Genomic DNA, 24406 nt, shown 5'->3' with positions numbered 1-24406 from the left:
CGATGGTGCTTATTCCGCGTTCCTTACTGCCATTGTCCGCGGCGCAGAGTGGAATTTGGCACGCCCAGCGGATCACTCCCGAAGACCCGATCTACATAGCCCAGTACATCGAGATGTCAGGGCCGGTCGATCCGGCGCTCTTCGCCTCGGCCGTCGGCCTGGTGGCCGGTGAGGTGGACGCGATCCACGTCCGGATCGTCGAGGGCGGCCAGGTCGTCGAGCGGCGGGAGCCGCACTGTCGCTTCCTCGACCTCGCAGACGAGCGGGCCGCGCTGGACTGGATGCGGGCCGAGCTCCGGTCGCCGCTGGACGAGGACGCCCTGCTGGCCACCGCCCTGCTGCGCGTCGCCGACGACCGCCACCTGTGGTATCTCCGCTGCCATCACGTGCTCATGGACGGCTACAGCGGCCCGATGGTCGCCCAGCGCCTGGCGGAGACCTACACCGCCCTCGCCGAAGGGCGCGACCCCGATCCGGGCGGCCTCGGATCGCTGGCCACGCTGCTGGAGGAGGACGCCGCCTACCGCGCCTCCGGTCGTTTCGAGGCCGACCGCCGCTACTGGCTGGGCAAACTCGCCGGCCTGCCCGCCGTGCCCACCCTCTCCTCCGGTACGGCCGTCCCCACCTCGCGCTTCCACCGATGGAGCGCGACGCTGGACGAGAGCGACGCCGCCGCGTTGACGCAGGCGGCGCTCTCCCACGGCACGGCCGTGTCCGGGCTCATGATCGCGGCCACCGCGGCCTTCGTCGGGCGCCTGACCGGAGCCCACGAGGTGGTCCTCGGCCTGGCGGTCACGGCCCGCACCACACCGGCGGCCCGGCGCACCCCCGGCATGCTCTCCAACGTCCTCCCGCTGCGCCTGGCCGTACGGCCGCAGGCGACCTTCGGGGAGCTGGTCGGGCAGGTCACCCGGGAGGTCGGGCGGCTGCTGGTGCACCAGCGCTACCGGTACGAGGACCTGCGCGGGCAGGTGCGCGGGCGCCTGTTCGGGCCGGTGATCAACATCATGCGGTTCGACTACGACCTGAAGTTCGCCGGGCACGCCGCCACCGCGCACGCGCTGTCCACCGGGCCGATCGAGGACCTGTCGATCAACCTCTACGACGGCTCCGACGGGCGCGGCGTCCGCATCGACTTCGACGGCCATCCCGAGCTGTACGGCGAGGCCGAGCTGGCCGGCCACCACGACCGCTTCCTGCGCCTGCTGGCCCGGATCGCCCAGGCCGGGCCGGACCTGCGCATCGGCGCGATCGACCTGCTCGACGAGGCCGAACGGGCGCTCCTCGCCCGCTGGGGCACCGCACCGCGCGAGGCGACGGCCGGTATCGCACCGCGCGAGGCGACGGCCGGTATCGCACCGCGCGAAGTGACGGCCGGTATCGCACCGCGCGAGGCGACGGCCGGCACCGCCGTCACCCTGTTCGAGGAGCAGGCACGGCGGCGCCCCGAGGCCGTCGCGGTCGTGGCCGCGGGCGCCGAGATCACCTACGCCGAGCTGAACGCCCGGGCCAACCGGCTGGCACACCATCTCATCGCCCGGGGCGCCGGGCCGGACCGCCACGTCGGGCTGTCGGTGCCCCGCTCGCTCGACATGGTCGTCGCGTTCCTGGCTATCCTGAAATCCGGGGCCGCTTACCTGCCGCTGGACCCGGATTATCCGCCGGAACGTCTCGCGGTGATGCTCGCCGACGCCGCGCCGCCCATCGTGGTCACCTGCGCGACGGCCGGACTCCGCCCGCCGCCCGGCGCCGAGGTCGTCATGATGGACGACTGGACCGGAGACGGCCTGCCCGGCACCGATCCGGTGACCGCGCTGCTGCCCGGACACCCCGCCTACGTCATCTACACCTCCGGCTCGACCGGCCTGCCCAAGGGCGTGATGGTCACCCATGCCGGCCTGCCGGGATACGCGCGGACCGAGATCGACCGCTACGGCGTGACCGAGGACAGCCGGGTGCTCCAGTTCGCCTCGATCGGGTTCGACGGGGCGGTGCTGGAATGGCTGATGGCCTTCTCCTGTGGCGCCGCGCTCGTGCTGGCGCCCGCCGGGGTCTACGGCGGCGAGCCGCTCGGCCGCTTCCTCGCCGAGGCGCGGATCACCCACGCCTTCATCACCCCGGCCGCGCTGGCGACGGTCCCGCAGACGCCGCTGCCCGACCTGCGGACGCTGCTGGTCGGCGGTGAGGCCTGCCGTCCCGAGCTGGTCCGCCGCTGGTCCGCCGGCCGCCGGATGATCAATGTGTACGGACCGACCGAGACCACCGTCGTGGTCACCGGCAGCGACCCGCTGACCTCTCCCGACGACCCCCCGATCGGCCGGCCGGTCTACGGCGCCCGCCTGTACGTCCTGGACCCCGCGCTGCACCCGGTCCCGCCCGGCGCATCCGGAGAGCTCTACGTCGCCGGCCCGAGCGTGGCCCGGGGTTACCTCAACCGGCCGGGCCTGACGTCCGAGCGGTTCGTCGCCGACCCGTTCCAGGCCGGCGGCCGGATGTACCGTACCGGTGACCTCGTCCGGTGGGGCGCCGACGGCCAGCTCCGCTACCTGGGCCGGGCCGACCGGCAGGTCAAGGTCCGGGGCTTCCGGATCGAGCCGGGCGAGATCGAGAGCGTCCTCGCCGCTCACCCGGGCGTCGAGCAGGCGGTCGTCCTGACCCGCGACGACCAGCCTGGAGACCGGCGGCTGGTCGCCTACGTGGTCGGTACGGCGGGCGCCGACGAGCTCCGGCGTCACGCCCGGCTGTCCCTGCCCGACTACATGATCCCCGCCGCGATCGTGCCGCTGGACGCGATGCCGCTGACCGCCAACGGCAAGCTGGACTGGCGCGCCCTGCCCGTGCCGGAGCGGCGGACCTTGGGCCGGGAGCCCGCCACGGAACGCGAGCGGCTGCTGTGCGGGCTGTTCGCCGAGGTGCTCGGCCTGCCCCGGGCCGGAGCCGACGACGGCTTCTTCGACCTGGGCGGGGACAGCATCCTGGCGATCCAGCTCGTCGCCCGCGCCCGTGAGGCCGGGCTGCGGCTCACCCCCAAGCACGTCTTCCGGCATCAGAGCCCGGAGACCCTCGCGCTCGTCGCCGAGGAGGCGGCGGACACCGCGGTCGGTGGCACCGAGGAGGACGACGGCACGGGGACCGTCCCCACCACTCCGATCATCGCCTGGCTCGCCGAGGGCGACGGGCCGATCGCGGGATTCAGCCAGAACGTGGTGCTCCACGTCCCCCCGGGACTCGGCCTCGACCACCTCACCGCCGCCGTGCAGGCCGTACTGGACCATCACGACGCGCTGCGGCTGACACTGCGGCCGACAGGAACAGGCTCGCAGGGGCTGGAGGTGGCCCCGCGCGGGGCGGTCCCGGCGGCCGGGTGCGTACGGCGGGTCGAGGTGAGCGGCGACCTCGGCGAGGCGGTCGCCGAACACACCGAGCGGGCACGTGCCGAGCTGGACCCGGCGGCGGGCAGGACGGTCCGCGTCGTCTGGCTCGACGCCGGCCCCGGACGTAGGGGGCGGCTGCTGCTGGTCCTGCACCACCTGGTCGTCGACGGAGTCTCCTGGCGGATCCTGCTGCCCGACCTGTTCACCGCCTGGGCCGCCGCCGCCGAAGGCACCCCTCCGCGTCTCCCCGCGCCCACCACCTCCTTCCGTGCCTGGTCGCATCGCCTTCGGGAAGAGGCCGTCACCCCCGCCCGCCTGGCCGAGCTACCCACCTGGACCGCGCTCCTGACCCCCGGCCCCGGTGAGGGCCACGATGAGGCGCCCCGGCCGCGGGCGACGTGGGGCGAGCGGCGAGAGAGGGTCGTGGAGCTTCCCCCCGAGGTGACGAGGCCATTGCTGGGCGAGATACCCGCGGCCTTCCACGGGCGCGCCGACGACGTGCTGCTCGCCGGGCTCGCGGCGGCGGTCGCCAGGTGGAGCGGGGAGCGGTCGGTGCTGCTCGACCTGGAGGGACACGGCCGGGAGGACCTCTTCCCCGGCGTCGACCTGTCCAGGACCGTCGGCTGGTTCACCGCCGTGCACCCGGTGCGGATCGACGCCGGCCCCCTCGACTGGAGCGACCTCCGCGACGGAGGACAGGCCGCCGCCCAGGCCGTCAAACGGGTCAAGGAGCAGCTCCGCGCCCTTCCCGACCCCCTGAGCCACGGCCTGCTGCGCTACCTCAACCCCGACACGGCGCCCGTCCTCGCCGCCCTGCCCCACCCCGAGATCGCCTTCAACTACCTCGGCCGGATCGCCACCTCCGGGCAGGACTGGGAACCGGCGACGGACGACCCCTCCGGCGGCCTGACCGGCGGCCAGGACGCCGCCACCCCGCTCAGGCACGGCATGGAGATCAACGCGATCGCCCTCGGCGACACGCTGCGCGTCACCTGGACCTGGGACCCGGGCCGGCACACGGAGGAACGCGTCACCGAACTGGTCGCCGCCTGGTCGCAAGCCCTGACCGGCATCTCGCGGCACACCGGCGGCGGCCTCACCCCCTCCGACGTCACCGCCCGGCTCACCCAGGGCGACCTCGACACCCTCGGCCCAGACCTCCAGGACGCCTGGCCCCTGGCACCCCTCCAGCGAGGTCTGTTCTTCCACTCCCTGCTGGCGGTGGACGTCTACACCGCCCAGCTCGTGCTGGACCTCACCGGCCCCCTCGACGCGGCCAGGCTCAGAACGGCCGCCGAACGCCTGGTCGCCAGGCACCCCAACCTGCGCGCCTCCTTCCAACTCCGAGAGGAGCCCGTCCAGCTCGTGCACCGCCGGGTCGAGGTCCCCTGGCGGGAGGTCGTCACCGCCGACCCCGACGGTGTGGCCGCCGAGGAGCGGGCCCGCCGCTTCGACCTGGCCGCGCCCCCGCTCCTGCGGTTCGCCCTGGTGAGGCTCGCCCCCGACCGGCACCGGCTGATCCTCACCAACCATCACATCCTGCTCGACGGCTGGTCCACCCCGCTGCTGGCCGCCGAACTGTTCGCCCTCTACGAGGGGGCCGAGCCGCCGGCGGCTCCGCCGTACAAGGGCTATCTGGCCTGGCTGGCCCGCCAGGACCGCGCGGCGGCGGCCGAGGCCTGGGACCGGGCGCTGGACGGCCTGGACGATCCCACGCTGCTCGCCCCGCACGCCCCCGCCGACCCGGTGCAGCCCGCCCGCGTCACCGCCGAGCTCGACGACGGCCCGAGCCGGGCGCTCACCACCCTCGCCCGCGCGCACTCCACCACGCTGAACACGGTCATGCAGGCCGCCTTCGGGCTGCTGCTCGCCCAGCTCACCGGTCGCGACGACGTCGTCTTCGGCGGCACCGTCTCCGGCCGGCCGGCCGAGCTGCCCGGCGTCGAACGCATGGTCGGCCTGTTCATCAACACCCTGCCGGTCCGAGTCCGGCTCCGCCCCGACGAATCCGCCGGTGACCTGCTGCGCAGGCTCCGCGACGAGCAGGCCGAGCTGCTGGCCCACCACCACCTGGGACTGACCGAGATCGGGCACGGCGCGCTGTTCGACACGCTGCTGGTGATGGAGAACTACCCCCTGGACGCCCGCACCGCGATCGGGGACCTCCGGCTGACCTCGGCGGACGTGGCCGACGCGACCCACTACCCGATCACGCTGCTGGTCATCCCGGGGGAACGGCTCCGCCTCCGGCTGCAGTACCGGCCCGACGTATTCACCGAGGCGGACGCGCGGGAGATCCTGAAGCGGTTCCAGCGCCTGCTCGCCGCGCTGGCCGCCGCACCGGACGCTCCCGTCCGTGAACTCGACGGACTCTCCCGCGACGAACGGGAACTGCTGCTGCGCGGATGGAACGACACCGCGACAGCGGTTCCCGGCACGACGCTGGCCGGGCTGTTCGAGGCCCAGGTCGCGCGGACCCCGGACGCGACGGCGCTGGTGTTCGAGGGCGCCGAGCTCAGCTATGCCGCGTTCAACGCGCGAGCCAACCGGCTGGCGCGGCTGCTGGCCGAGCGCGGCGTCGGCCCGGAGCGCGTGGTCGCGCTGGCGCTGCCCCGGTCACCTGACCTGCTGGTCGCCATGTACGCCGTGGTCAAGGCGGGCGGCGCCTACCTGCCGGTCGACCCGGACCTGCCGGCCGAACGGATCGCCTCGATGCTCGCGGACGCGCGTCCGGTGCTGGTCGTCGACCCCGACTGGCTGGCCGGCGCGGACGCGTCCACCTATCCGGCGGACGATCTCGGGGTACGGCTCGCACCGGAGAACCCGGCCTACGTGATCTACACCTCGGGATCGACCGGGCGTCCCAAGGGCGTCGTGGTCTCCCACGGCTCGATCGTCAACCGCCTGCTGTGGGCGCAGTCCGAGTACGGCCTGCGCGCCGACGACCGGGTCCTGCAGAAGACCCCGGCCGGGTTCGACGTGTCGGTATGGGAATTCTTCTGGCCGCTCCAGACCGGCGCCACCCTCGTCCTCGCCCGGCCCGGCGGCCACCGGGACCCGGCCTATCTCGCCGAGCTGATCGATGCCGAACGCGTGACGACCGTCCACTTCGTCCCGTCCATGCTCGCCGCCTTCCTCGCCGGCGACCCGGCGCCCGCCTCCATCCGCCGGATCATCTGCAGCGGCGAGGCGCTCCCGTCAGAGCTCGCCGACCAGGCCGTCGCCCGGCTGGGCGTGCCGGTGCACAACCTCTACGGCCCGACCGAAGCCGCGGTGGACGTCACCTTCTGGGAGCACCGCCCGCAGTCGGACGCCGCCTCCGTCCCGATCGGCCGCCCGGTCTGGAACACCCGCCTCCACGTGCTGGATGGGTTTTTGCGGCCGGTGCCGGTGGGGGTGGCGGGGGAGTTGTATGTGGCCGGGGTGCAGCTGGCGCGGGGGTATGCGGGGCGGGCGGCCTTGACGGCGGAGCGGTTCGTGGCCGATCCGTTCGGGGGGGTGGGTGGGCGGATGTATCGCACGGGGGATGTGGCGCGGTGGCGTGCGGATGGGGTTGTGGAGTTTTTGGGTCGGGTGGATGCGCAGGTGAAGGTGCGGGGGTTTCGGATCGAGCCGGGGGAGGTGGAGGGGGTGTTGGTCCGGTGTCCGGGGGTGGGGGCGGTGGCTGTGGTGGTGCGGGAGGACCGGCCGGGGGATCGGCGCCTGGTGGCGTATGCGGTGCCGGCCGCGGGGGCGGGCGGTGCTGATGCGATAGATCCGGGGGAGGTGCGGCGGTTCGCGGCGGAGCGGTTGCCGGAGTACATGGTGCCGTCGGCGGTGGTGGTGCTGGACGCGTTGCCGGTGACGCGCAACGGGAAACTCGACCGGGCGGCGTTGCCGGTGCCGGAGGTGGTGACATCGGGACGGGCGCCGCGCACGCCGGTGGAGGAGATCCTGTGCGGGGCGTTCGCCGAGGTGCTGGGGGCGGATCGGGTCGGGATCGATGAGGGGTTCTTCGATCTCGGCGGGGATTCGTTGCTGGCCACGCGGTTGGTGAGCCGGGTCCGGTCGGTGTTGTCGGTGGAGTTGCCGGTCCGTGCGGTGTTCGAGGCGCCGTCGGTCGCGGCGCTGGCGGTGCGGGTGGGACAGGCGGCGGCGGGGGTGCGGCCGGCGGTGAGGCGACGTGACCGTTCCGCGAGGGTGCCGTTGTCGTTCGGGCAGCGGCGGTTGTGGTTTTTGAATCGGTTGGAGCCGTTGTCGGCGGTGTACAACATGCCGTTGGCGTTGCGGTTGTCCGGTGGGGTGGACGTGGCGGCGTTGCGGGCGGCGCTGGGTGATGTGGTGGTGCGGCACGAGAGTCTGCGGACGGTGTTTCCCGAGGTGGACGGGGTGGCGTGCCAGCGGGTGCTGGACACCGCCGAACCAGCCTTCGAGCACACGATCCTTGAGGAGGCCGGCCTCGCGGACGCGCTGCTCGCATTCGCGAGCCGGGGATTCGACCTCGCCACGGAGGCGCCGTTGCGCGCCGAGCTGTTCACCCTGGGGTCCGACGAGCACGTGCTCGCCATGGTGCTGCATCACATCGCGGCGGATGGTTGGTCGTTGGCGCCGTTGGCGCGGGATGTGATCACGGCGTATGCGGCGCGTTCGCGGGGGCGGGCGGCGTCGTGGGCGGCGTTGCCGGTGCAGTACGCCGATTACGCGTTGTGGCAGCGGGAGTTGTTGGGGCGGGAGTCGGATCCGGACAGTTTGATCAGTCGTCAGGTCGGGTTTTGGCGGGCGGCGTTGGCGGGGTTGCCCGAGCAGATCGTGTTGCCGGTCGATCGTCCTCGTCCTGCGGTGGCCTCTTATCGGGGTGGTTCGGTTGCGGTGACCGTCGGCGCTGAGGTGGCTCGGGGTCTGACCGTGTTGGCGCGGGAGGTGAACGCGAGTGTGTTCATGGTGGTGCAGGCGGCGTTGGCGGGGTTGTTGACCCGGTTGGGGGCGGGGTGTGATGTGCCGATCGGTACGCCGGTGGCGGGGCGGACCGATGAGGCGTTGGACGATCTGGTGGGGATGTTCGTCAATACGTTGGTGTTGCGGACCGATACCGGTGGGGATCCGAGTTTTCGTGAGCTGGTGGGTCGGGTGCGGGAGGGGGATCTGGCGGCTTACGCGCATCAGGATGTGCCGTTCGAGCGGTTGGTGGAGATCGTTAATCCGGTGCGTTCGATGGCGCGTCATCCTTTGGTCCAGGTGATGTTGACCTTTCAGAACAATCCGTCGGCGGTTCTCGAACTCGACGGCCTGACCGCCACCGTGGAACCGTTGGAGGTCGGTGTCGCCAAGTTCGACCTGCTGATGTCCCTGACCGAGACGGCCGACGGCCTGACCGGCACCCTCGAATACGCCGTCGACCTGTTCGACCGCCAGAGCGCCGAGGACATCGTCGCCCGCTTCCACCGGCTCCTGGAATCGGTGGTCGCCGACCCCGATGTCACCCTCGGCCAGATCGAGATCCTCGACGCCCGCGAGCGTCGCACCATCCTCGACGACTGGGCCGGAACCGGCTCCTCCCCAGGGGTCCCCTCGACGATCGTGGAGGAGTTCGAGGCGCAGGTGGCGCGGTCGCCGCACGCGGTGGCGGTGACGGGGGCGGGGGTGGAGCTGACCTACGGGGAGTTGGACGCGCGGGCCGGGGTGCTGGCCGGGGTGTTGGCGGGGTTGGGGGTGGGGCCGGAGCGGTTGGTGGCGTTGGTGGTGCCGCGTTCGGTGGAGTTGGTGGTGGCGATAGTGGCGGTGGTGAAGGCGGGGGGCGGGTATGTGCCGATCGATCCGGGTTATCCGGCCGATCGGGTGGGTTACATCCTCCAGGACGCCGCTCCGATGCTGGCCGTCACCGTCCCGGGATCAGAGGGGGCGCTCACCGCTCAGGGCCACCGTGTACCACTGCCGGGCACGGCGTCGCCGTTCTCGGTGTTCGCGCTCCATGGATCTCATCCCCGCGCCGGCTCCTCGCCGGGCGGAGACTCTGGCGGGGACTCGCGGCAGGAGGACGGGACGCCGGCGCGGGCGGTGCTGGCCGTGGGTGCTCCGGCGCAGACTCCCCGTGGTGGGGTGGGGCGGGTGCTGGCCGCTCATCCGGCGTATGTGATCTTCACGTCGGGGTCGACGGGGCGGCCGAAGGGGGTGGTGGTCTCGCATGGTGCGGTGACGCGGTTGCTGGCTTCGACGGAGGGGTGGTTCTCCTTCGACGAGACGGATGTGTGGGTGTTGTTCCACTCCTATGCGTTTGATTTTTCGGTGTGGGAGTTGTGGGGGGCGTTGTTGTACGGCGGGCGGTTGGTGGTGGTGCCGTTCGAGGTGAGCCGGTCGCCGGGGGAGTTCGTGGAGTTGGTGCGGCGGGAGCGGGTGACGGTGCTCAATCAGACGCCGTCGGCGTTCTATCAGTTCATGCGGGCCGAGCGGGCGGTTTCGGGTGCGGGGTCGTCGCTGCGGTATGTGATCTTCGGGGGTGAGGCGCTGGATCCCGGGCGGTTGGAGGAGTGGTACGACCGTCATCCGGAGACCGCGCCGGTGTTGGTGAACATGTACGGGATCACCGAGACCACGGTGCACGTCACCTATGCCCCGCTGGATCGGCGGATGGCCGTGAGCGGGGCGGGAAGCGCCATTGGGGTGGGCATTCCTGATCTTCGGGTGTATGTGCTGGATGGGTTTTTGCGGCCGGTGCCGGTGGGGGTGGCGGGGGAGTTGTATGTGGCCGGTCCCGGGCTGGCGCGGGGGTATGCGGGGCGGGCGGCCTTGACGGCGGAGCGGTTCGTGGCCGATCCGTTCGGGGGGGCGGGTGGGCGGATGTATCGGTCGGGGGATGTGGCGCGGTGGGATCGTGCGGGTCGGTTGGAGTTCGTGGGTCGGGCGGATGCGCAGGTGAAGGTGCGGGGGTTTCGGATCGAGCCGGGGGAGGTGGAGGCGGTGTTGGCGCGGCATGCGGGGGTGGCCGATGTCGCGGTGGTGGTGCGGGAGGATCGGCCCGGCGACCGGCGCCTGGTCGCCTACACGGTCGGTACGGCCACTCCTGGTGAGCTTCGCTCCTGGGCCGCGCGGACGTTGCCGGATTACATGGTGCCGGCGGCGGTGGTGGTGCTGGCGGCGTTGCCGTTGACGGTCAACGGCAAGCTGGATCGGCGGGCGTTGCCGGCTCCGGAGGTCACCGGGTCGGCGTCCGGGTCGGCGGTCGGGCCGTCCACGCCGCGTGAGGTGGTGCTGTGCGCGTTGTTCGCCGAGGTGTTGGGGGTGGAGCGGGTCGGGGTCGAGGACGGGTTCTTCGATCTGGGCGGCGACAGCATCATCGCGATCCAGTTGGTGGCTCGGGCGCGGGCGGCGGGTGTGGTGTTCGGTCCCAAGGACGTCTTTCGGCATCAGAGCGTGCGGGAGCTGGCCGCGGTGGCCACCGACGAGCAGCGGGTGGTGGGGGAGGCGGAGGGTGCGGGGGTCGGCTCGCTGCCTCCCACCCCCATCATGTCCTGGCTGGCGGAGCGGGGCGGTCCCGTCAACGGGTTCAACCAGACGGTGGTGCTCCGGGTGCCGGCGGGGTTGGGCCTGGATCGTCTCGTCGTCGCGGTGCAGGCCGTAGTGGATCGGCATGACGCGTTGCGGCTGAAGGCGCCGAGCCTGCACGAGTTGGAGGTGCTCGCGCCCGGGGCGGTGCGGGCGGCCGAGTGCGTGCGGCGGATCGAGGTGAACGGCGACCCCGATGAGATGCTCGCCGAGCAGGCGGCGTGTTCTCGTGCCGGGTTGGATCCCGCGGCGGGGCGGATGGTCGCGGTCGCCTGGCTGGATGCCGGGGCGCGGGTGTCGGGGCGGCTGGTGGTGACCGTCCATCACCTGGCGGTGGACGCGGTGTCGTGGCGGATCGTGCTGCCCGACCTGTTCACCGCCTGGCAGGCGGCCGTGCGGGGCGCGGCGCCCGCGCTGGCGCCGGTGCCGACCTCCCTGCGCACCTGGGCCCACCGCCTCCAGGGTGAGGCCCGTGACAGAACCGCCGAGCTCGACCTCTGGACCGAGATCCTCGACGGACCCGACCCGCGCATCGGCCGCAGAGCACTCGACCCGGCCATCGACACGGTCGCGACACTGCGTACCCTCACCCTCACCCTGCCTCCCGAGCAGGCCGAACCCCTGCTGACCACCGTTCCCGCCGCGTTCCACGGCAGGGTCGGAGACGTGCTGCTGACCGGGCTCGCGCTGGCCGTGGCGCACTGGCGCAGGAAGCACGGCGGGCGGGGCACCTCTGTCCTGCTCGACCTGGAGGGACACGGCCGGGAGGAGATCTTCCCCGACGTCGACCTGTCCAGGACCGTCGGCTGGTTCACGACCATGTACCCGGTCCGGCTCGATGCGGGCGTCACCGGCTGGGCCGACGAGCGAGCCGTGACCCAGGCGATCAAGAAGGTCAAGGAGCAGCTCAGGGCGGTGCCCGACCCCCTGGGATATGGCCTGCTGCGTCACCTCAACCCCGCGACCGCTCCCGAACTGGCCGAGCTGCCCAGGCCGCAGATCGTGTTCAACTACCTCGGCCGGGTCACCGTCGCCGAAGGGGACTGGAACCTCGTCCCGGCCGAACTCGGCGGTCACGACCCCGGCATGCCGGTGGCCCATCCCCTGGAGATCAACGTGACCACCCATGACCGGCCGGACGGCCCGCACCTGGAGGCCGTCTGGTCATGGCCGGAAGGGGTGCTCGCCGAAGCGGAGGTCAGGGAGCTGGCCGAAACCTGGTTCGGGGCACTCGCCGGGCTGGCCAGGCACGGTTCGGGCGGCTACACGCCGAGCGACCTCCTGGTCGATCTGGATCAGGGGGAGATCGACCGCATCCAGGCCGCATGGGAGAAGCGATGACGCAGGTCCAGGACATCCTCCCGCTCTCGCCCCTGCAGCAGGGACTGTTCTTCCACGCTCTCCACGACGAGCACGACGTCTACACCGCGCAGGTCACCCTCGACCTCGACGGCCCGCTGGACGTGCCCGCCCTGAAAGGCGCCGCCGCCGCACTGCTCGAACGCCATCCCAACCTGCGCGCCGCCTTCTGGCACGAGGATCTCAGCCGACCGGTCCAGGTCGTCCCGCACAGAGTGGAGCCGTCCTGGCGCGAGGTCGTCTCCGCCGACCCCGACGCGGTGGCCGCCGAGGAGCGGGCCCGCCGTTTCGACCTGGCCGCACCGCCCCTGATCCGCTTCGTCCTGGTGAGGCTCGCCCCCGACCGGCACCGGCTGATCCTCACCAACCATCACATCCTGCTCGACGGCTGGTCCACCCCACTCCTCATCGCCGAGCTCTTCGCCCTCTACCTGGGAGTGGAGGCGCCGGCGGCTCCGCCGTACAAGGGCTATCTGGCCTGGCTGGCCCGCCAGGACCGCGCCGCCGCCCGGCAGGCGTGGGACCACGCGCTGGACGGGATCGAGGAGCCGACGCTGGTCGCGCCCGCCGCGGTCGTACCCGTCCCACCGGACAAGGCGAGCATCGAGCTGGACGCCACCCTCACCGCCGCGCTGACCAAGCTGACCCGCCGGCGCGGGATCACCGTCAACACCGTGCTGCAGGGACTGTGGGGTGTGCTGCTGTCCCGGCTGACCGGCCGTGACGACGTCGTCTTCGGCGCGGTCGTGTCGGGCCGGCCGCCCGAGCTGCCCGGTGTGGAGCGCATGGTCGGCCTGTTCATCAACACGGTGCCGGTCCGGGTACGGCTCCGCCCGCAGGAGGCGGTCGGGGAACTGCTGGAACGCCTCCAGGACGAGCAGGCCGAGCTGCTGCCCCACCACCACCTGGGGCTGACCGAGATCCACCGCGGCGTCCTGTTCGACACCGTCACCGTGTTGGAGAACTACCCGTTCGATCCCGCCGCCGCCGACACCGCCCTCGGCGACGTGCGGCTGACCGGCTTCGGCTCGGTTGACGCCCACCACTATCCCCTCGCCCTCGCGGCCGTTCCCGGCGAACGTCTCATCCTGCGTCTGGACCACCGTCCCGACCTGTTCACCGGCGCCCAGGCCCGGCAACTGCTGGATCGCATGCGGCTGCTGCTCACCACGCTGGTCACCGCCCCGGACACCCCTGTCGGCCGGCTCGGCGTCCTGGACGCCGAGCATCGCCGCATCGTCGAGGAGTGGAACGACACCGGCGCCGCGGTGCCCGGCCGTACACTGCCCGAGATCTTCGAGGCACAGGTCGCGCGTAATCCGGACGCCATCGCTCTCGTGGACGGCGAGCGGGTCCTGACCTACGGCCGGCTCAACGGTCGGGCCAACCGGCTGGCGCGGCTGCTGGCCGAGCGCGGCGTCGGCCCGGAGCGCGTGGTCGCGCTGGCGCTGCCCCGCTCCGCCGACCTCGTCGTCGCGGCACTGGCCGTCGTCAAGGCGGGCGGCGCCTACCTGCCGGTCGACCCCGGCTATCCGGTCGAACGGATCGCCTACATGCTCGCCGACGCCGCCCCGCGGGTGGTGATCGACGAGGCGTTCCTGGCCGCGGCGGACGCGTCGCCGTACCCGGCGGACGATCTCGGGGTAGGGCTCCCGCTGGAGAGCCCGGCCTATGTGATCTACACCTCGGGGTCGACCGGGCGTCCCAAGGGCGTCGTCGTGACCCACGCCGGCATCGCCGCGTTCGCGGCCGCCCAGGTCGCCCGGCTCCGGGTCGGCCCGGACAGCCGGGTTCTCCAGTTCGCCTCGCCGAGCTTCGACGCCTCGGTCATGGAGACGCTCATGGCCTTCGCCGCGGGGGCCACGCTGGTCATCCCCCCTTCCGGCGTGTACGGCGGGGCGGAGCTGGCCGAGGTGTTGGAGAGCGAACGGATAACGCACGCCCTGATCCCTCCCGCGGCCCTGGCGAGCGTGCCCGGCACGGCGCTGCCGCACCTGCGGACACTCGTGGTCGGCGGGGATGCCTGCGGGGCCGACCTGGTGGACCGCTGGGCCCCCGGCCGCCTGATGATCAACGCTTACGGTCCCACCGAGACCACCGTCGCCGTGACCATGAGCGGCCCCCTGACCCCCGGTGAGATCCCGCCGATCGGGTCCCCGCTGCCGGACGTCCAGGTGTACGTGCTGGATCGGTGGCTGCGTCCGGTGCCGGTGGGGGTGGCGGGGGAGTTGTATGTGGCCGGGGTGCAGCTGGCGCGGGGGTATGCGGGGCGGGCGGCCTTGACGGCGGAGCGGTTCGTGGCCGATCCGTTCGGGGGGCGGGTGGGCGGATGTATCGGTCGGGGGATGTGGCGCGGTGGGATCGTGCGGGCCGGTTGGAGTTCGTGGGTCGGGTGGATGCGCAGGTGAAGGTGCGGGGGTTTCGGATCGAGCCGGGGGAGGTGGAGGCGGTGTTGGTCCGGTGTCCGGGGGTGGGGGCGGTGGCTGTGGTGGTGCGGGAGGACCGGCCGGGGGATCGGCGCCTGGTGGCGTATGCGGTGCCGGCCGGGGATGGTTCCGCCGCGGGCCGGGAGGGGGCCGGTCGGGGTGGGGAGAGCGTTGTGGAACCCGATCGTGCGGCTTTCGCCGCCGTGGATCCGGGGGAGGTGCGGCGGTTCGCGGCGGAGCGGTTGCCGGAGTACATGGTGCCGTCGGCGGTGGTGGTGCTGGACGCGTTGCCGGTGACGCGCAACGGGAAACTCGACCGGGCGGCGTTGCCCGCGCCTGGTCCGGGGGGAGGAGACGCCGGTCGGAGCCCGCGCACGGCGGTGGAGGAGATCCTGTGCGGGGTGTTCGCCGAGGTGCTCGGTGCCGTCTCGGTGGGGGTGGACGACTCGTTCTTCGCACTGGGCGGGGATTCGTTGCTGGCCACGCGGTTGGTGAGCCGGGTCCGGTCGGTGTTGTCGGTGGAGTTGCCGGTCCGTGCGGTGTTCGAGGCGCCGTCGCCGGCGGCGCTGGCCGCGCGCGTGGACGAGGCGGCCGGAAGCGGGCCGGCGGGTTCCGGAGCGAGGCGGCCACCGGTGAAACCGGTCGACAGGCCCGCGAGGGTGCCGTTGTCGTTCGGGCAGCGGCGGTTGTGGTTTTTGAATCGGTTGGAGCCGTTGTCGGCGGTGTACAACATGCCGTTGGCGTTGCGGTTGTCCGGTGGGGTGGACGTGGCGGCGTTGCGGGCGGCGCTGGGTGATGTGGTGGTGCGGCACGAGAGTCTGCGGACGGTGTTTCCCGAGGTGGACGGGGTGGCGTGCCAGCGGGTGCTGGACACCGCCGACCCCGCGCTGGACATGATCTGGGCCGGCGCCGGCCGGGGTGGGGCGGACCGGATCGACGCGGACCGGATCGGATCGGTGCTGGCGGCCGAGGCGGGGCGGGGGTTCGACCTGGCGGCCGAGCCGCCGCTGCGCGCCCGCCTGTTCGAGCTCGACTCCTCGACCCATGTCCTGTTGCTGGTGCTGCATCACATCGCGGCGGATGGTTGGTCGTTGGCGCCGTTGGCGCGGGATGTGATCACGGCGTATGCGGCGCGTTCGCGGGGGCGGGTGGCGTCGTGGGCGGCGTTGCCGGTGCAGTACGCCGATTACGCGTTGTGGCAGCGGGAGTTGTTGGGGCGGGAGTCGGATCCGGACAGTTTGATCAGTCGTCAGGTCGGGTTTTGGCGGGCGGCGTTGGCGGGGTTGCCCGAGCAGATCGTGTTGCCGGTCGATCGTCCTCGTCCTGCGGTGGCCTCTTATCGGGGTGGTTCGGTTGCGGTGACCGTCGGCGCTGAGGTGGCTCGGGGTCTGACCGTGTTGGCGCGGGAGGTGAACGCGAGTGTGTTCATGGTGGTGCAGGCGGCGTTGGCGGGGTTGTTGACCCGGTTGGGGGCGGGGTGTGATGTGCCGATCGGTACGCCGGTGGCGGGGCGGACCGATGAGGCGTTGGACGATCTGGTGGGGATGTTCGTCAATACGTTGGTGTTGCGGACCGATACCGGTGGGGATCCGAGTTTTCGTGAGTTGGTGGGTCGGGTGCGGGAGGGGGATCTGGCGGCTTACGCGCATCAGGATGTGCCGTTCGAGCGGTTGGTGGAGATCGTTAATCCGGTGCGTTCGATGGCGCGTCATCCTTTGGTCCAGGTGATGTTGACCTTTCAGAACAATCCGTCGGCGGTTCTCGAACTCGACGGCCTGACCGCCACCGTGGAACCCTTCACCCCGGCCACCGCCAAGTTCGACCTGCAGCTCACCCTCGCCGAGCGCCCCGGCGGAGGCCTCGAAGGCGGTCTGGAGTTCAGCCTCGACCTGTTCGACCGCCAGAGCGCCGAGGACATCGTCGCCCGCTTCCACCGGCTCCTGGAATCGGTGGTCGCCGACCCCGATGTCACCCTCGGCCAGATCGAGATCCTCGACGCCCGCGAGCGTCGCACCATCCTCGACGACTGGGCCGGAACCGGCGCGGCACCCGACCCCACCACGATCGTGGAGGAGTTCGAGGCGCAGGTGGCGCGGTCGCCGCACGCGGTGGCGGTGACGGGGGCGGGGGTGGAGCTGACCTACGGGGAGTTGGACGCGCGGGCCGGGGTGCTGGCCGGGGTGTTGGCGGGGTTGGGGGTGGGGCCGGAGCGGTTGGTGGCGTTGGTGGTGCCGCGTTCGGTGGAGTTGGTGGTGGCGATAGTGGCGGTGGTGAAGGCGGGGGGCGGGTATGTGCCGATCGATCCGGGTTATCCGGCCGATCGGGTGGGTTACATCCTCCAGGACGCCGCTCCGATGCTGGCCGTCACCGTCCCGGGATCAGAGGGGGCGCTCACCGCTCAGGGCCACCGTGTACCACTGCCGGGCACGGCGTCGCCGTTCTCGGTGTTCGCGCTCCATGGATCTCATCCCCGCGCCGGCTCCTCGCCGGGCGGAGACTCTGGCGGGGACTCGCGGCAGGAGGACGGGACGCCGGCGCGGGCGGTGCTGGCCGTGGGTGCTCCGGCGCAGACTCCCCGTGGTGGGGTGGGGCGGGTGCTGGCCGCTCATCCGGCGTATGTGATCTTCACGTCGGGGTCGACGGGGCGGCCGAAGGGGGTGGTGGTCTCGCATGGTGCGGTGACGCGGTTGCTGGCTTCGACGGAGGGGTGGTTCTCCTTCGACGAGACGGATGTGTGGGTGTTGTTCCACTCCTATGCGTTTGATTTTTCGGTGTGGGAGTTGTGGGGGGCGTTGTTGTACGGCGGGCGGTTGGTGGTGGTGCCGTTCGAGGTGAGCCGGTCGCCGGGGGAGTTCGTGGAGTTGGTGCGGCGGGAGCGGGTGACGGTGCTCAATCAGACGCCGTCGGCGTTCTATCAGTTCATGCGGGCCGAGCGGGCGGTTTCGGGTGCGGGGTCGTCGCTGCGGTATGTGATCTTCGGGGGTGAGGCGCTGGATCCCGGGCGGTTGGAGGAGTGGTACGACCGTCATCCGGAGACCGCGCCGGTGTTGGTGAACATGTACGGGATCACCGAGACCACGGTGCACGTCACCTATGCCCCGCTGGATCGGCGGATGGCCGTGAGCGGGGCGGGAAGCGCCATTGGGGTGGGCATTCCTGATCTTCGGGTGTATGTGCTGGATGGGTTTTTGCGGCCGGTGCCGGTGGGGGTGGCGGGGGAGTTGTATGTGGCCGGTCCCGGGCTGGCGCGGGGGTATGCGGGGCGGGCGGCCTTGACGGCGGAGCGGTTCGTGGCCGATCCGTTCGGGGGGGCGGGTGGGCGGATGTATCGGTCGGGGGATGTGGCGCGGTGGGATCGTGCGGGTCGGTTGGAGTTCGTGGGTCGGGTGGATGCGCAGGTGAAGGTGCGGGGGTTTCGGATCGAGCCGGGGGAGGTGGAGGCGGTGTTGGCGCGGCATGCGGGGGTGGCCGATGTCGCGGTGGTGGTGCGGGAGGATCGGCCCGGCGACCGGCGCCTGGTCGCGTACGTGGTGGCCGGTGAGCGCGCTGAGCCGGGTACGGCGGCCGGGCACGGTCAGGCGACGCCGGCCGTGGCGGGCGGGGGCGACCCGGTGGCGCGGCGCGCGGTGACGGCCGGGGACGTCGAGGAGCCTGTCGCGCTGGACGTCGCGGAGGTGCGGCGGTTCGCGGCGCGGACGTTGCCGGATTACATGGTGCCGGCGGCGGTGGTGGTGCTGGCGGCGTTGCCGTTGACGGTCAACGGCAAGCTGGACCGGCGGGCGTTGCCGGCCCCGGAGGTCACCGGGTCGGCGTCCGGGTCGGCGGCCGCGCCGTCCACGCCGCGTGAGGTGCTGCTGTGCGCGTTGTTCGCCGAGGTTTTGGGGGTGGAGCGGGTCGGGGTCGAGGACGGGTTCTTCGATCTGGGCGGCGACAGCATCATCGCGATCCAGTTGGTGGCTCGGGCGCGGGCGGCGGGTGTGGTGTTCGGTCCCAAGGACGTCTTTCGGCATCAGAGCGTGCGGGAGCTGGCCGCGGTGGCCACCGACGAGCAGCGGGTGGTGGGGGAGGCGGAGGGTGCGGGGGTCGGCTCGCTGCCTCCCACCCCGATCATGTCCTGGCTGGACGGCCTCCCCGGGCCGACCGATGACTTCAGCCAAACGGTGGTGCTCCGAGTGCCGGCCGGGCTGGGCCTGGATCGTCTCGTCGTCGCGGTGCAGGCCGTACTGGACCGGCATGACGCGTTGCGGTTGAAGGCGCCGAGCCTGCACGAGTTGGAGGTGCTCGCGCCCGGGGCGGTGCGGGCGGCCGAGTGCGTGCGGCGGATCGAGGTGAACGACGCCCCCCGTGGCGGCGGCGACGTCAGCGGCGGCGACCTCGGCACCAGCGACAACGACCTCGGCGATGACGATCTCGGCGGGGATCTCGGCAGGGTGGTCGCCGAGCAGGCGGCGTGCTCTCGTGCCGGGTTGGATCCCGCGGCGGGGCGGATGGTCGCGGTCGCCTGGCTGGATGCCGGGGCGCGGGTGTCGGGGCGGCTGGTGGTGACCGTCCATCACCTGGCGGTGGACGCGGTGTCGTGGCGGATCGTGCTGCCCGACCTGTTCACCGCCTGGCAGGCGGCCGTGCGGGGCGCGGCGCCCGCGCTGGCGCCGGTGCCGACCTCCCTGCGCACCTGGGCCCACCGCCTCCAGGGTGAGGCCCGTGACAGAACCGCCGAGCTCGACCTCTGGACCGAGATCCTCGACGGACCCGACCCGCGCATCGGCCGCAGAGCACTCGACCCGGCCACCGACACCTTCGGCACCCAGGGCCACCTGACGCTCGAACTGCCCCCGGAGGTCACCGAACCGCTGCTCACCCGGCTCCCGGCGGCGTTCCACGCCCGGGTCGGCGACGTGCTGCTGGCCGGGCTCGCGCTGGCCGTGCGCCGGTGGACCGGCCAGGACTCGGTCCTGCTCGACCTGGAGGGACACGGCCGGGAGGAGATCTTCCCCGACGTCGACCTGTCCAGGACCGTCGGCTGGTTCACGACGATCTACCCGGTCCGGCTCGACCCCGGCGAGGCGGACTGGGCCGACCTGCGGGGGCCCACGGCGGCACGGGCGATCAAGCGGGTAAAGGAGCAGCTTCGCGCCGTTCCCGACAACGGGATCGGATACGGCCTGCTTCGCCACCTCAACCCCGACACGGCCGCCGAACTGAGCCGCCGTCCCGCTCCCGAACTGGCCTTCAACTACCTGGGCCGGATCGAGGCCGCCACCGGCGCGGACTGGTCACCGGCCCTCGAATCCGACGTGGTGGGCGGCGGTCACTCCGCGGACCTGGCGCTCCCGCACGCGCTGGAGGTCAACGCCGTCACCCGCGACCTGCCGGACGGCCCGCGGCTGCGGGCCACCTGGTCGTGGGCGGGACGTCTGTACGACGAGGAACGCGTCAGGGAGCTGGCCGAAGCGTGGTTCGCCGCCCTCACCGGCCTGTCCCGGCACACCGGCAGCGGTCTCACCCCCTCGGACCTGCTGGTTTCCATCAGTCAGGAAGAGATCGACGCGTTCGCGGCGGAACTCGACGCGGAGTGGAGCGCCCGTGAGTCAGCTTGAGGACATCCTGCCGTTGTCGCCGCTGCAGCAGGGGCTGTTCTTCCACGCCCTGTTCGACGAGGCCGCGCCCGACGTCTACACCGCCCAGCTCGTGCTCGAGCTGGAGGGCCCCCTCGACGTTCCCGCCCTGCGCCACGCCACGGCGGCGCTGCTGCGCCGGCACGCCAACCTGCGCGTCTCGTTCCGGCAGCGAACCAACGGCGAGCCCGTCCAGCTCGTGCACCGCCGGGTCGAGGTCCCTTGGCGGGAGGTCGTCACCGCCGACCCCGACGGCGTGGCCGCCGAGGAGCGGGCCCGCCGCTTCGACCTGGCCGCGCCGCCCCTGATGCGTTTCGTCCTCCTGCGGCTCGCCCCCGATCGGCACCGGCTGGTCTTCACCAACCATCACATCCTGCTGGACGGCTGGTCCACCCCGCTGCTGGCCGCCGAGCTCCTCACCCGGTACGGCGGAGCCGAGCCCGCGACGGCTCCGCCGTACCGCGACTACCTGGCCTGGCTCGTCCGGCAGGACCGCGCGGCGGCGATGGAGGCCTGGCGCCGGGCCCTTGCCGGGGTCGCCGGCCCGACCCTCGTCGTCCCCGACCTCGCGGGGCGCCCGCCGGTCGATCCCGGCCGCGTCCGCGCGCACCTCAGCGAAGACCTGACCGGCCGCCTCACCGCCGTCCTGCGCGCCCGCTCGCTCACCCTCAACACGGCGATCCAGGGAGTCTGGGCGCTGCTGCTCGCCCTGCTCACCGGCCGCGACGACGTCGTCTTCGGCGGCACCGTCTCCGGCCGGCCGCCCGAACTGCCCGGCGTCGAACGCATGGTCGGCCTGTTCATCAACACCCTGCCGGTCCGGGTGCGGGTCGATCCGGCCGAGACCCTGGCCGGCCTGCTCGAACGCGTCCAGTCCGAACAGGCGGACCTGTTCGCTCACCACCACCTCGGGCTCGCCGAGATCCAGCGCCTGGCCGGTACAGGCCAGCTGTTCGACACCATGACGGTCCTGGAGAACTACCCCCTCGACACCGCCGCCCTGAACGCCGCCGAGTCCGGCCCCGAGGGAGGCCTGCGCCTGGCCGGCGCCTCCGGTACCGACGCCACCCACTACCCGCTCGCCCTGGCCGTCGTCCCCGGCAGGCGGTTGTCCCTGCGCCTGGACCACCGTCCCGACGTCGTCTCCCGCGCCGACGCCATCCGGCTCCTCAACCGGCTGACGCGCCTGCTCAAGGCCATCGCCGCCGACCCCGGCCGGCCGCTCGCCCGTCTCGACCTGCTGTCCGACGCCGAGCGCGGGCAGGTCCTGCACGAGTGGAACGACGCCACCGAGATCCCCGCCGCGCCGGCTCGGGCCTCCTCGGCGGCCGGCGCCCCCACTGCGGAGGGCACGCCGTCGCCGTCCACGGCGACGATCGCGAGGGCCTTCGCCGCGCAGGTGGAACGGACCCCGGACGCCGAGGCCGTCGTCTGCGGCGGGGCCCGCCTCACCTACGCCGAGCTGAACGGGCGGGCCAACCGGTTGGCGCACCGGCTGATCGAGCGGGGCGTCAGGGCCGAGACGCCCGTCGCGGTGCTGCTCGAACGGTCGGCCGACGTGGTCGTGGCGACCCTGGCCATCGTCAAGGCGGGTGGCGCTTACGTGCCGGTGCACCACAGCCACCCGCCCGAGCGGATGAGCTGGGTGATGGCCGACACCGCGGCCCCCGTCCTGGTCACCGACCGCGCTCCCGCCTTCGAGCACGCCGCCGCGGTGGTCCGGCTGGACGAGTGGCCGCCGGAGGGGAGCGCGCCGGAGTCCTTCCGGGAGCCTGCCTTCGTGCCGCAGTACGACCCGCCCGTGACGGCCCACCCCGACCAGCTCGCCTACGTGATCTACACTTCGGGCTCGACGGGCAGGCCCAAGGGCGTCGCCGTACGGCATCGAGACGTTCTCGACCTGGCCTTCGACCGTCGATGGGCCGACAGTCACCGGCGCCTGCTGATGCATTCGCCGCACGCCTTCGACGCCTCCACCTACGAAATCTGGGTGCCGCTGCTGAACGGCGGCACGGTCGTCGTCGCGCCGCCCGGCGAGCTCGACCCCGCCGCGATCGGCGACCTCGTCGCCGAACAGCGGCTGACCGCGCTGTTCATCACGACGGCCCTGTTCAATCTCGTCGCCGAGGAGGCGCCGGGCACGTTCGCGGCGCTCGGCGAAGTCCTCACCGGCGGGGAGGCGGCCTCGCCCGAAGCCATGCGCCGGGTCCGGGAGGCCTGCCCGGACACCGTGCTCGGCCACGTCTACGGGCCCACCGAGACCACCACCTACGCCACCTACCACCGGGTCTCCCGCGTCGGCGCGACCGCTCCCCCCATCGGCCGGGCCATGGACGGCATGCGGGCCTACGTGCTGGACGGTCTTCTGCGGCCGGTTCCCCCGGGTGTCCCGGGCGAGCTGTATCTCGCGGGCTCCGGCCTGGCCCGCGGCTACCGGGGCCGTCCCGGGCTGACCGCCGAACGGTTCGTCGCCTGCCCGTACGGCGGGCGGATGTACCGGACTGGGGACCTGGTCAGATGGTCGCCCGACGGTGAGCTGGAGTATCTGGGCCGGGTCGACCAGCAGGTCAAGGTCCGCGGATTCCGGATCGAGCCGGGCGAGATCGAGGCGGCGCTGTCGCGGCATCCCGGGGTCGCCCAGGTGGCGGTGATCGCCCGGGACCACCGTCTGGTCGCCTACGTGGTCGGCACGGCCACGGCCGAGGAACTGCGGCGCCTGGCGGCACGGACCCTGCCCGACTACATGGTGCCCTCCTCGGTGGTGTCGCTGGACGCGCTGCCGCTCACCCCCAACGGGAAGGTGGATCGGGCGGCCCTGCCCGACCCGGACGTCGTGGTCTCCTCGCGCGGCCCCCGCACCCCCGCCGAGGAACTGCTGTGCCGGCTGTTCGCCCAGGTGCTCGGCCTGGAACGGGTCGGTGTCGACGACGGCTTCTTCGATCTGGGCGGCGACAGCATCGGCGTGATCCGGCTGGTGTCCCGAGCCAGGCGGGAAGGACTGACGATCACTCCGCGCGAGGTGTTCGCCCGCCAGACGGTCGAGGCGCTGGCCGCCGGTGGCGGCACGGGCGCGGGGCCGGATACCGGAGGCCTGGAGGTGCTGCTGCCGCTGCGGGCCACGGGCTCCCTGCCGCCGCTGTTCTGCGTCCATCCCGGCGCAGGGCTCGGCTGGCCGTATTCCGGCCTGCTTCGCCACCTCGGCCCCGAACAGCCGCTCTACACCTTCCAGTCCCGGGCCCTGTCCGAGCCGGACTACACGGCCCCGTCGATCGAGGCCATCGCCCTGGACTATCTCGACCGCCTCCACGAGGTCCAGCCCCGAGGGCCGTACCGGCTGGCGGGCTGGTCCATGGGCGGCCTGATCGCCCACGCGATGGCCGTCGAGCTGCGCGCGCGGGGCGAGGAGGTCGCGCTGCTGGCCCTGCTCGACGCCTACCCCGGGGAGAAGATCGCCCCTGACGCGCGCGAGGTGCTGCCGGGGCTGCTCGCCGCCGCCGGCTACGAGGGGTCAGGGGAGACGGGCCCGGAGGAAATGGGCAAGATCGTGGAGTTCGTACGCGCCCGGGGCGGGCGGTACGCCACCCTCGACGAACAGACATTGCTCGCGGTCTACCGTAACTACCGCAACGGTGTGAAGATCTCCCAAGAGCATGTGCCACGGCGGTTCGACGGGGACGTGCTCCTCGTCATCGCCGCCCACGGCCACGAGGCCGACAGCCTCACGGCCGACGACTGGAAACCCTACGTCACCGGCACGATCGAAGACCACGTGGTCGCCTGCGACCACGAGAGCATGTTGAACCCCGGGCCGATCGCGGAGATCGCCGCACTGCTCCGAAAGGAACTGGCATGAGCAACCCGTTCGAGAACCCCGACGGCACCTACCTGGCGCTGATCAACGACGAGGGCCAGTACTCCCTGTGGCCCTCCTGGGCCGAGGTCCCGGCGGGCTGGACGGTCGCCTTCGGCGAGGACACCCGGCAGGCCTGCCTCGACCACATCGAGGCCAACTGGACCGACATGCGGCCCAACAGCCTGATCAGAGCGATGGGCCAATGAACAACCGCGCGATCTCCGGTGAGCGCGGGCCCCGGTGCGGGGGCGAGGCGGGCGC

General features: G+C 72.4%; 5 protein-coding genes. All 5 read left to right on the top strand.

Annotation, left to right across the window (positions count from 1 at the left end; genetic code table 11):
* Nucleotides 1-2 precede the first annotated feature (2 nt).
* Genes ACQPYK_RS34165 through ACQPYK_RS34145 form a run of 5 tightly spaced genes read left to right on the top strand, consistent with a single transcriptional unit; the run spans nucleotide 3 to nucleotide 24351 of the window.
* Nucleotides 3-12233 carry an amino acid adenylation domain-containing protein gene (locus ACQPYK_RS34165; protein WP_433258995.1) on the top strand — a complete coding sequence of 4077 codons (12231 nt, stop codon included), beginning with the start codon at nucleotides 3-5 and terminating at the stop codon, nucleotides 12231-12233.
* Nucleotides 12230-14659 carry a non-ribosomal peptide synthetase gene (locus tag ACQPYK_RS34160; protein ID WP_433240269.1) on the top strand — a complete coding sequence of 810 codons (2430 nt, stop codon included), beginning with the start codon at nucleotides 12230-12232 and terminating at the stop codon, nucleotides 14657-14659. Before ACQPYK_RS34165 ends, ACQPYK_RS34160 begins: the two co-directional genes overlap by 4 nt.
* Nucleotides 14581-20274, top strand: coding sequence for an amino acid adenylation domain-containing protein (locus tag ACQPYK_RS34155; protein WP_433240266.1), 5694 nt, complete (start codon nucleotides 14581-14583; stop codon nucleotides 20272-20274). The genes ACQPYK_RS34160 and ACQPYK_RS34155 overlap by 79 nt, the downstream gene beginning before the upstream one ends.
* On the top strand, nucleotides 20261-24145 hold the full coding sequence (locus ACQPYK_RS34150; RefSeq protein WP_433240263.1) for an amino acid adenylation domain-containing protein: 3885 nt from the start codon (nucleotides 20261-20263) through the stop codon (nucleotides 24143-24145). The genes ACQPYK_RS34155 and ACQPYK_RS34150 overlap by 14 nt, the downstream gene beginning before the upstream one ends.
* On the top strand, nucleotides 24142-24351 hold the full coding sequence (locus tag ACQPYK_RS34145) for an MbtH family protein (RefSeq protein WP_433240260.1): 210 nt from the start codon (nucleotides 24142-24144) through the stop codon (nucleotides 24349-24351). The genes ACQPYK_RS34150 and ACQPYK_RS34145 overlap by 4 nt, the downstream gene beginning before the upstream one ends.
* Nucleotides 24352-24406: the final 55 nt, after the last annotated feature.

The sequence above is a fragment of the Streptosporangium sp. CA-135522 genome, assembly GCF_050949235.1.
Taxonomy (GTDB): Bacteria; Actinomycetota; Actinomycetes; order Streptosporangiales; family Streptosporangiaceae; genus Streptosporangium.
The sequence above is the reverse complement of the archived record's forward strand: the minus strand, read 5'-3'. Positions and strand labels throughout refer to the sequence as shown.

Coding starts and splice junctions, on each gene's coding strand:
- ACQPYK_RS34165 (WP_433258995.1), top strand. CDS start 3: ATGGTGCTTATTCCGCGTTCCTTACTGCCATTGTCCGCGGCGCAGAGT.
- ACQPYK_RS34160 (WP_433240269.1), top strand. CDS start 12,230: ATGACGCAGGTCCAGGACATCCTCCCGCTCTCGCCCCTGCAGCAGGGA.
- ACQPYK_RS34155 (WP_433240266.1), top strand. CDS start 14,581: ATGTATCGGTCGGGGGATGTGGCGCGGTGGGATCGTGCGGGCCGGTTG.
- ACQPYK_RS34145 (WP_433240260.1), top strand. CDS start 24,142: ATGAGCAACCCGTTCGAGAACCCCGACGGCACCTACCTGGCGCTGATC.